Source organism: Idiomarina sp. (genome assembly GCF_048260185.1).
Classification (GTDB): Bacteria; Pseudomonadota; Gammaproteobacteria; order Enterobacterales; family Alteromonadaceae; genus Idiomarina.
The window spans coordinates 1-7,484 of record NZ_JBLXHB010000012.1; the positions used below are offsets into that span (position 1 = coordinate 1).

8 protein-coding genes are annotated in these 7,484 nt (G+C 45.5%); all 8 read left to right on the forward strand.

Annotation, left to right across the window (positions count from 1 at the left end):
• Positions 1–195 precede the first annotated feature (195 nt).
• A complete protein-coding gene (locus ACN0RF_RS13310) occupies positions 196–1,110 on the forward strand; it encodes a LysR family transcriptional regulator (protein ID WP_417439392.1) in 915 nt (304 codons plus the stop codon).
• A gap of 92 nt (positions 1,111–1,202) precedes the next feature.
• Positions 1,203–2,003 (forward strand): putative hydro-lyase, encoded by an 801-nt coding sequence (locus ACN0RF_RS13315; RefSeq protein ID WP_417439393.1) that lies wholly within the window; start codon positions 1,203–1,205, stop codon positions 2,001–2,003.
• Between the two features lie 104 nt (positions 2,004–2,107).
• The gene (locus ACN0RF_RS13320; protein ID WP_417439394.1) at positions 2,108–3,070 is read left to right on the forward strand and encodes a TRAP transporter substrate-binding protein; all 963 of its coding nucleotides are present in this window, start codon (positions 2,108–2,110) and stop codon (positions 3,068–3,070) included.
• 56 nt (positions 3,071–3,126) lie between these two features.
• Positions 3,127–3,642: a TRAP transporter small permease gene (locus ACN0RF_RS13325; protein WP_417439395.1), complete on the forward strand. Its 516-nt coding sequence runs from the start codon at positions 3,127–3,129 to the stop codon at positions 3,640–3,642.
• Positions 3,643–3,644: 2 nt separating this feature from the next.
• The gene (locus ACN0RF_RS13330; RefSeq protein WP_417439396.1) at positions 3,645–4,952 is read left to right on the forward strand and encodes a TRAP transporter large permease; all 1,308 of its coding nucleotides are present in this window, start codon (positions 3,645–3,647) and stop codon (positions 4,950–4,952) included.
• Between the two features lie 14 nt (positions 4,953–4,966).
• Entirely contained in the window at positions 4,967–5,701 is a 735-nt protein-coding gene (locus ACN0RF_RS13335; RefSeq protein WP_417439397.1) for a 5-oxoprolinase subunit PxpA, read from the forward strand.
• Positions 5,702–5,703: 2 nt separating this feature from the next.
• On the forward strand, positions 5,704–6,414 hold the full coding sequence (gene pxpB / locus ACN0RF_RS13340; RefSeq protein WP_417439398.1) for a 5-oxoprolinase subunit PxpB: 711 nt from the start codon (positions 5,704–5,706) through the stop codon (positions 6,412–6,414).
• The gene (locus ACN0RF_RS13345) at positions 6,404–7,327 is read left to right on the forward strand and encodes a biotin-dependent carboxyltransferase family protein (protein ID WP_417439399.1); all 924 of its coding nucleotides are present in this window, start codon (positions 6,404–6,406) and stop codon (positions 7,325–7,327) included. The genes pxpB and ACN0RF_RS13345 overlap by 11 nt, the downstream gene beginning before the upstream one ends.
• The last annotated feature ends 157 nt before the right edge of the window (positions 7,328–7,484 follow it).

The window sequence follows — 7,484 nt, forward strand, 5'->3', positions numbered from 1 at the left end:
CTTTCAATACTAAGGAAAAGAGTTTGTTCATTGTATTCTCCAAACAATTATTGAGAGCATACAAAAGCCATTCCAACATAGATAGATAAGGGCTAAGGAAAAGCTCAGTAAAAGACTCAACTTTGTGTCAGCGACTTATTCTTGTTGCTTAAACGTTTGCTGAGTAAGCTGACAGCAGATATAGGAGATCAAAAAGTGAATTATAAACGTCTAGAAACCTTTATATGGGTGGCCACATTAGGCAGTTTTCGTAAAACAGCCGAGCATATGTACACCACTCAGCCAGCAATTTCGGCACGCATCTCGGCATTAGAGTCTGAGTTAGGTGTCAAACTTTTTACCCGTGAAGGAGGCTCTAGTCCAATTGTTTTAACCTCAAAGGGCAAAGAGCTGTTGCCCTATGTGGAAAAAATTCTTTTCCAATCTGAACAACTTCGTAAGCGGGCTGAATCCACCTCAGCCTACTCAGGGTTATTGCGTTTAGGCGTATCAGAAACCATCGTAAACACTTGGCTTCCTAAGTTTTTAGCTCGAATTCACGCCGATATGCCCAACTTAGATGTAGAGATGACGGTTGATGTTACCAGCACCTTAGCCAGTGGCGTCAAAGATCACTCAATTGATTTAGGCCTTCTAATGGGGCCTATTTCAGAGCCAAGCATCGTTAACTTGGAGCTCAATACTTATCAGCTTTCTTGGTTTACCAGCCCAGACCTAGGACTACCTAACCGATTGTTATACCTAGAAGAGCTAGCTAAATGGCCAATCATCACCTACGCACGAAATACGAAACCATATGCTGAAATCAACCAGAAATTTCGAGATTTAGATAACGCAACGGCTCGCTTTTTTGCTTCATCTTCACTTGCTGCCTGTCGAAGTATGGCAATAGATGCAGTTGGGGTTGCTACGCTCCCAGATACCCTTGTGCAAAAAGAATTGGTATCTGGTGAACTACAAAAAGTACGTTCCATTTGGCAGCCCAATGCTTTGCGTTTTACCGCCTCCTATTCTGATGACCCATTCAACCCAATTTCAGAAAAAGCTGCTCTAATCGCTCAAGAAATTGCCAGTAGTTTCCATCAAATACAGCTTGATAAAAATAATTGATCAAAAACCTCAAAAAAACACGATTAGACTTTTTATAGGGAGTGCTTCTAATCTTGGTCTAACTCAAGTGTGACAGAAATTAGGAAGCCCACATGTCTCAGTCAACATTCACCACACAATCATCAGCCTATGCATTACGTCAGTCCATACGACGTAATGCCCATACTGGCTCTACAAGTGGTTTAGCTGAGGGATTTGTACAAGGCAACGTAGTGATTCTTCCGGTCGAGTTCGCGAATGAATTCTTGACATACTGCCAACTCAACCCTGTTTCCTGTCCATTAATTGCGGTATCAGAAGCAGGGCAACACACTATGCCCATGCTAGGTCATGACATCGATATGCGTTTCGACCTTCCTGAGTACCTCATGTATGAAAATGGTAGTTTGGTCGGATCTTACCAAGATATTGAGTCTTTTTGGCGGCTTGATTTAGTAACGTTTGTTCTTGGATGTTCATTTTCTTTCGAGCATGCCCTTACGGCAGAAGGTCTAATGCCTAGAAATATAGAGCAAGGCTGCAATGTCTCGATGTTCACAACAACACTGCCGACCACGACAAGCGGTCGCTTCCATGGCTATACCGTTGTAACAATGCGACCTTACACAAAAGCGAACGCAAAACGCGCTGCTCAAATTACTAAACGCTTCCCTAATGCTCATGGCGCTCCGATCCACATTGGCGACCCATCCATCATTGGTATTGCGGATTTAAGCCAGCCAGACTTCGGTGATCCGGTTCTGTTAAAAGAAGATGAAGTCCCTGTCTTTTGGGCCTGCGGAGTAACGCCACAGTTGGCAATTAAAAACGCTAAACCGCCAATTTGTATCACTCATGCCCCTGGAAAAATGCTGGTCACAGACCTTTTGGACAGTGACTTAGCTAATTTATAACCCTGATCCATTTTTCCTTTCCCACTCCCCCCTTGCTGTAGCAATTAAGGGTGAATTTGTTACAACCAAAATAACACTAAACCTAGAATATAAAGGAACATAAGATGAAAAAACTGACGACTGCTTTAATGCTCAGTAGCGTTATCGCTGCACCAGCTTTTGCTCAAACCTGGCACATGCCCACACCATACGGTGATGGCAATTTATCTACTCAACTGGCCTACAGCTTTGCTGATGAGATTAAAAACACCACTGCTGGAGACCTCGAAATAACCGTACATTCTGGCGGTTCACTAGTGAATCACACTGAAATACCGCGAGCGGTGCGCTCTGGGCAAGTTCAGATGGGCGAAATCTTCATGGGTATTTTAGGTAATGAAAACGCCATTTTTAAGCATGATAACATCCCTTTCCTCGCCACCACTTACAGTGATGCTGAAGCTTTATGGGAAGCCGCTAAGCCTGAAGTGAGCAAAACATTGGAAGAGCGAGGCTTACAGCTTCTTTATACCGTTGCTTGGCCAGCCCAAAGCTTATATTCAGAAATGCCAGTCAATCAGATAAGCGATCTAAGTGGCTCCAAAATGCGTGCTTACAGCCCAACTCAATCTCGCTTAGCGGATCTAATGGGGACCGTTCCAACCACCATTCAGACACCTGACATCCCACAAGCCTTCAGCACCGGTATTATCCAAGCAATGATTACTTCTCCCTCAACAGGCGTTGAAAGCCAAGCATGGGATTATGTAAATCACTTTACTGATGTAAAAGCCTGGATTCCTAAAAATATTGTCGTCGTTAACAAACGAGCATTCCGTCGCCTCGATAAATCCACACAGGATGTCATTCTTGCGGCAGCAGAACGAGTAGAGAAAGAAGGCTGGGAGAAAGTGGCAGAGCGAGGGGAGAGCGATAAAGCAAAACTGGCAGAAGCGGGTATGCAAGTCGCAGAGCCTAGCGAGAAGTTAATGTCAGAACTGAAAGAAATCGGTCAAACCATCATTCAAGAATGGCAAGCGGAAGACCCTAATGCGGTCGGCGCAATTCTTAAAAATTACCAGCATTAATACGCTGCTATACGCCTCCCTTTTTACGGGAGGCCACTACTTTAATAGTGACCCCTATGAATACATTTAAAGATAACTGCTATCGACTATCAGGTTGGCTGTCGGGCTTATTTATCGTCGCCATAACATTGCTGCTTTTGGCTCAAATCATTGGCCGATTATTTGGCTTTATTGTGCCTTCTGCTGAAGACTTTGCAGGATTCTCTTTGGCCGCATCTACCTTTCTTGGGTTAGCCTATACCTTTCGCGAGGGTGGACATATCAGGGTGACTCTCGTTATCCAGCAATTTAAGCATGGCAAAAGAAGAGCACAAGAAGGTGTCGTTCTAAGTCTAGGTCTCGCTCTCTCAGGGTTTGTCGCCTACTCCTGCTGCTACATGCTCTTTGAGTCTTACATTTATGACGAAACATCTTATGGCTATATTCCAGTTCCTTTATGGATTCCACAACTCACTGTGGCCATCGGAGCCATCGCTTTAACATTAGCAGTGTTCGATGCTTGGCTAAGTGTCATACGTGGAGATTCCCCCAACTACATGAAACATGAAGACTCTTTGTCCTTGGAGGAATAACGATGGATATGACACTTATTTCAATTATCCTCGCTGCTGTAATGTTAATCATGCTCGCATTCGGTGTTTGGGTATCTTTTACGCTAATTATTGTCGGTGCCCTTGGCTTATTGCTGTCTGAGAACTTCCAAATTGGATTGCTGTTTTCTACTTCCTCATGGGGGGCAAGTACATCTTGGTCGCTAACAGCCTTACCTCTGTTTATTTGGATGGGAGAAATTCTCTTTCGAACGAGATTATCTGAGGACCTTTTTAAAGGCCTTTCTCCATGGTTAAGTGGCGTGCCAGGTAAATTGTTCCACGTTAATATTTTGAGCTGCGGTATTTTTGCAGCAGTCTCCGGATCTTCTGCTGCAACAGCGGCTACTATTGGCCGAATGACCTTACCTGAGCTTAGAAAGCAAGGTTATAGTGAGCGAATGGCCGTGGGGACATTAGCAGGTTCAGGAACACTTGGGTTATTAATTCCTCCATCAATCATTTTGATTGTCTACGGAGTCGCAGCAGAAGTATCGATTGCTCGCTTATTTATTGCAGGAGCACTGCCCGGATTATTGTTAGTGTCATTGTTTATGGGCTACACCATGATCTGGGGTTTACTGCATAAAGACGAATTACCTCAGACAAAGGCTGAACACATAAGCTGGAGCACTCGCTTTAAAGCACTAAAGCAATTATTACCGGTTATGAGTTTAATCGGCTTCGTGCTGGGGTCTATTTATGGTGGCATCACAACACCAACGGAAGCCGCCGCCATTGGTGTCACTGGCGCAATTGTCATTGCCGCAGTAACGGGCTCACTCTCCGTAAACAGCTTTATTGATAGCCTAATGGGTGCAGTAAAAAGTGCTTGTATGATCATTTTCATCTTGATCGGTGCCCACTTTTTAACCTTGTCAATGGGCTTTCTCGGTATACCAAAAGAGTTGGCAGCATGGATTGGCGGCATGGATTTATCTCCAATGATGCTGATTATCTATTTGACCATTCTTTTTGTCGTACTAGGCTGTTTCCTAGATGGAATATCCGTTGTCGTTCTCACGGTTGCCGTAATTTTACCAATGGTAGATACTGCCGGAATTGATTTATTGTGGTTTGGTATTTTTATTGTATTAGTTGTAGAAATGTCTCAGATAACTCCACCCGTAGGATTTAATCTATTTGTTATTCAATCACTTACAGGGAAAAACATTCTTTATGTTGCTCGCGCTGCTTTGCCATTTTTTTTATTGATCGCATTAGCTATCGCTTTGGTTACCCTATTTCCTGAGATTGTCACGTACCTCCCTACGACAATGTCCAAATCTTAACTCTGGAGTAAGTAATGAAATTAAACTGTGATATGGGCGAGGCTTTTGGTGCTTGGACAATGGGGCGAGACGAGGAGATTATGCCATTCATCGACCAAGCCAACATCGCCTGTGGTTTTCATGCGTCAGATCCACTGACGATGAGTAAGACTGTTGCACTGGCGAAACAATGTAATGTCACCATAGGAGCGCATCCGGCCTATCCTGATTTAGTCGGCTTCGGTCGTCGTAATATGGACATCGCCCCCGCAGAGTTGAAAGCCCTTATTCAATACCAAATCGGTGCCTTGCAAGGCATCTGCCGCGCTCAAGGCACGCAGGTAACCTATGTCAAACCGCATGGCGCGCTATACAATACGATGATGGCGAATTTTGCAGTCTTAGAAACCGTGATGCAGGCTGTCAGCGAGCTCGACCCTTCACTCATTTTAATGGTCATGGCGATCCCAGAAGTTGAGCAAGTCAAAGCTTTAGCCCAAAAATACAACTTGGCATTGTGGTTCGAAGCTTTTTCAGACCGTCTATACACCGAGGAAGGCCGCTTAACACCACGCCAACAAAACAATGCGGTGCACAAGGATTTTGCCTTAATTGAGCGACAAGTGCTCCAGCTTAGCCAACATGGCAGCCTTATCACTGAATCAGGCAACGCACTAGACGTTCATGCGGATACCATCTGTGTTCATGGGGATGGCGATCATGCTGTGGAAGCAGTACAGCGCATTCGCGCTGTTATCGGTGGTCAATAAACATGGCTGATGCGTTAATCTTTCCTCCTGATGTCGATATGGTCAGTGATCACGCCTGCTTACTGACGTTCTCTAATACAATATGCAATGAGGTGGCCGATGTCATCGCCGCTGTGAGTAGAGCGCTGCGAGACTCGTTGGGCGTTGTCGACTTAGTTCCGTCTTACACGACCCTATTAGTTGTCTTTGATACAGATCACTTTGATCGTTTTAACATCCTAAAACACATCCAAGATATTAGCGCTGCCATCGATCTTCAGAAGCTGTCAAAACAGGCACAAAACGAGGTGGAAATTCCGGTTTATTATGGTTCAGAAGTTGGGCCAGATCTTGAGGACATCGCCGCGCATTGTGGCTTATCGACCGATGAGGTCATTCAGCTGCATTGTGCAACGCGCTACCGTGCCTATGCGATTGGCTTTTCGCCGGGGTTTGCCTTTTTAGGCAATGTTCCTGAAGCGATTCGCATGCCAAGAAAAACCACCCCACGACTCAAAGTACCACAAGGCAGTGTTGCCATCGCCGAGCAACAAACGGCCGTTTACCCAAGCGTATCGCCGGGTGGCTGGCAAATACTAGGACGCACTCCCGTTTCACTGGTCGACTGGGAGAGCGATAGTTTGGCTTTGATTCAAGTCGGCGATACCATTCGCTTCAAGCCTATGTCTCGGGAAGACTTTTTGGCGCAAGGAGGACAGCTAAATGGCTTTTAAAGTAATCAAACCTGGCATGTTAGCCTTAGTTCAAGATCTAGGGCGTCATGGTTATCAGCACTTAGGCGTTACCACAGGCGGACCAATGGACGAGCCCGCCTTTCGTTGGGGCAATGCTTTACTCGATAATGACGACAACGCCGCGCAGATTGAAATCACCTTTGGTATGTTCACCTTGGAAGCACAAGCACAAACCAGCATTGCCATTACTGGTGCAGATTTGGCAGCGACGTTAAACGGTAAAAGTATTCTGTCGTGGCAGACCTACCCCATAAGCAAGGGTGATGTTTTAGCCTTTCATCAGCCAACGTTTGGCTTACGTGCCTATTTAGCGGTCAAAGGTGGCTTCCTAATCAAGCCCATTCTAGGCAGTATCGCGACGGTCATGCGAGAAAAAATCGGCGGTCTATCGGGTAAAGGGGATAAAATAGCAGCGGGCGATAGTCTGCCGTTCCAAGAAACCACCTATCACAAGGCTCGACATGTACCGCGTCTTGCTATCCCAAATTACGATCAAGTCGAAATTGATGTGGTCACGGGCTATCAATATCGCCATTTTTCGGGACTCGATCGAGCACGATTCTTTAGTAGCGAATACACCCTCAGTCAACATTGTGATCGTATGGGCTACCGTCTAGACGGTACCGCTATTGGTCGTAACCTCAAGGGAATTATCTCCGAAGGCATCGCCTACGGCGCCATTCAAATCCCCAGTGATGGCCAACCTATTGTGTTATTGAAGGACCGACAAACCATCGGCGGCTACCCAAAGATCGGTTGCATCACGCACTGTTCAGGTGCGTTATTAGCTCAAAAGAAACCAGGCGAGCGCATTGGGTTTCGTTATATAACGGTCGACCATGCCGAGCGTGAACGCCACTTACTGATGTCACGAATCAATCAATGGCGCTAATTTCAGCGCCTCCTCCCCCTCTTTAACCCCCTCCCCTTACAATACATGACATATTAACAGCCGAGATTTACATAATTTTTTTCTAAACTAGACTTGTAACTATCGCATGTGAAAGGAATCGCCTCTTAATGTTTACTGACACTGCATCCATCCTTAC

Excerpts from the sequence above, each read along its gene's own strand:
- ACN0RF_RS13335 (WP_417439397.1), top strand. The coding sequence starts at position 4,967 with ATGAAATTAAACTGTGATATGGGCGAGGCTTTTGGTGCTTGGACAATG.
- ACN0RF_RS13320 (WP_417439394.1), top strand. The coding sequence starts at position 2,108 with ATGAAAAAACTGACGACTGCTTTAATGCTCAGTAGCGTTATCGCTGCA.
- ACN0RF_RS13330 (WP_417439396.1), top strand. The coding sequence starts at position 3,645 with ATGGATATGACACTTATTTCAATTATCCTCGCTGCTGTAATGTTAATC.
- ACN0RF_RS13325 (WP_417439395.1), top strand. The coding sequence starts at position 3,127 with ATGAATACATTTAAAGATAACTGCTATCGACTATCAGGTTGGCTGTCG.
- ACN0RF_RS13345 (WP_417439399.1), top strand. The coding sequence starts at position 6,404 with ATGGCTTTTAAAGTAATCAAACCTGGCATGTTAGCCTTAGTTCAAGAT.
- ACN0RF_RS13315 (WP_417439393.1), top strand. The coding sequence starts at position 1,203 with ATGTCTCAGTCAACATTCACCACACAATCATCAGCCTATGCATTACGT.
- pxpB (WP_417439398.1), top strand. The coding sequence starts at position 5,704 with ATGGCTGATGCGTTAATCTTTCCTCCTGATGTCGATATGGTCAGTGAT.